This is a genomic window from Novosphingobium sp. (assembly GCF_036733805.1).
Taxonomy (GTDB): Bacteria; Pseudomonadota; Alphaproteobacteria; order Sphingomonadales; family Sphingomonadaceae; genus Novosphingobium.
Genome location: NZ_DAIMZT010000106.1, coordinates 1 through 1,972 on the forward strand (window position 1 = coordinate 1; position 1,972 = coordinate 1,972).

General features: G+C 58.2%; 2 protein-coding genes. Both read left to right on the forward strand.

The window, feature by feature from the left end:
• Window positions 1–1,473 (forward strand): TonB-dependent receptor domain-containing protein (locus V7D69_RS15270; RefSeq protein WP_333606228.1); only part of this gene is annotated, 1,473 nt, incomplete at its 5' end.
• Between the two features lie 104 nt (window positions 1,474–1,577).
• Window positions 1,578–1,972, forward strand: a 395-nt coding sequence (locus tag V7D69_RS15275; RefSeq protein ID WP_333606229.1) for a hypothetical protein, incomplete at its 3' end; no start/stop codon positions are given.

Consider the following 1,972-nt stretch of genomic DNA (forward strand, 5'->3'; position numbering starts at 1 on the left):
GACCTCAAGTCGTCGCTGTGGCTCAACGATAATATGACGCATGAACTGCGGGCGGAACGAGAGAGATACGCGGCCGAAACGAACCTTGACATGGGCCTGCGCAGCTTCGGCGGTAGCCTGGAAAATACCAGTCGCTTTGATACGGTGGCGGGCGCGCTCAGTCTGAACTATGGGGCCGAAGCTTTCCGGGACATTGCCACATCCGTCGCGACAAGCGCCAAAATTGCGGAAAATCCCTCCTTCGCCAGCAGCTACACGTCATTCAGCCCTGCCGGGCGGCGCGATGTCGCCAGCCTGTTCCTGAATGGTGAGCTTGAGCCGGCCGATTGGATCACGCTGAGTGGCGGCGTGCGTTACGACTGGTCGCGCCTGAAAGGATCTGCGACGTATTATAGTGTCAAGGAATCGATAGTAACGACAAGTGTGCCTTGCGACCTTGTTCGCAATCACTATACGGCCCTGGAATACTTCAATCGGGTCTTTCTGCCTGCAAACTCCCCCATATGGGCATCCCGTTATAATATTTTTCTCGTCAGCATCTGGCCGCGGACATCGGCCAACTGCATGCCGGGCACTGGTATAACTACCAATACGCCGGTCACCGAATATCCCGCGCATGAAGTCGATATCGATCGCACCTATAGCGCCTGGCTGCCCTCCGCCACCATCGAGCTGAAACCCGTCGACTGGTTCCGCCCCTATGTGAGCTATTCCCAGAGCCTGCGTCCGCCGACAATTCTCGAAGCATTTTTCGCTGGAGCGCGACCGGGCGACAGTGCTGGATACGAATACGCTCCGAACCAGGCTCTGCGTGCCGAAAAGGCGACGACCTACGAAGTCGGCGCGAATATGAGCTTCGACGGCGTGCTGCTGGACGACGATTCCATTCGCATCAAAATGGCCGCGTTTCGCCGTGAGGTGAAGGACTATATCGCGCTCGGCTATCTCGTCACGGATCAGGTTCTCGACCGTACATATACCAGCTTCGTCAATCTGGACGGCACGACCTATATGCGCGGGCTTGAATTCGAGGGCAATTACGATGCCCGCAGTTTCTGGATCGGCGGTTCGGCAACATTTCTGAAAACAGAATGGCCTGAAAAGACACAGGTTTTTTCCAACGGCACGACCACCACAACGGGCGAAATCGTTGCCTGGCCGGGCGACGTCGCGCCCAAGGTGAAGCTGACGCTCGATGGCGGCATGCGTTTCTTCGATGAAAAATTCTCGCTGGGCGCAAGGCTCAACCACGTTACGCCGACACAGTCTCGCACGCTGGATACGGAAGGCAATCTGCGCGAGGTGACCGATCCCTACACGACGGTGGATCTCTACGGTTCCTATGCCTTCAACGACAAGGCCACGCTTCGCTTCGCCGTCAATAACCTGACGGACCGCAAATACATCCCGGCGGCAAGCGCCTACACGGCGCCAGGCCGCACCTTTATCGCGACGATGAACGTGAAGTTCTGAACCGTGGAAGAAATTCTCCGGGCTGGGTTGCAGCCCGTCCCGGAGATGAAACGCCTTCGCCACAGGACGAAGGTATCGATATTGGCCAGCAAAGGAGTACACCTATGGCTACCACAATTCAACTGACGCAGTCTTCCTCCGATCTGATCGGCTACCTCAACGGTTGGACGAGCGGTTTCGGTTCGACCTACGGTGCGTTCTACGACGCTCAGACCAGCTCTCTCGCCACCACCACCATCGATCCGAACACGACCTATGAGGCGTGGGGCGATGGCAGCACCGGCGGCAAGGGCATCGTCATGAGCGGCGCTCTGCAGTACTCCCAGGGTAACCTGACGGGTTCGGTCGACAGCATCGTTCTGGGCACCGGCTACAGCCAGTCCACCAGCGGCATCGCCGTCAGCCAGCAGGAACTGCTGATCGATCCCGACAGCGCCTATTCGCTCGCCGGTGCCCGCGATCTTCTCGATCTCGCCGTCTACCAGCTTGCCCGCTTCGG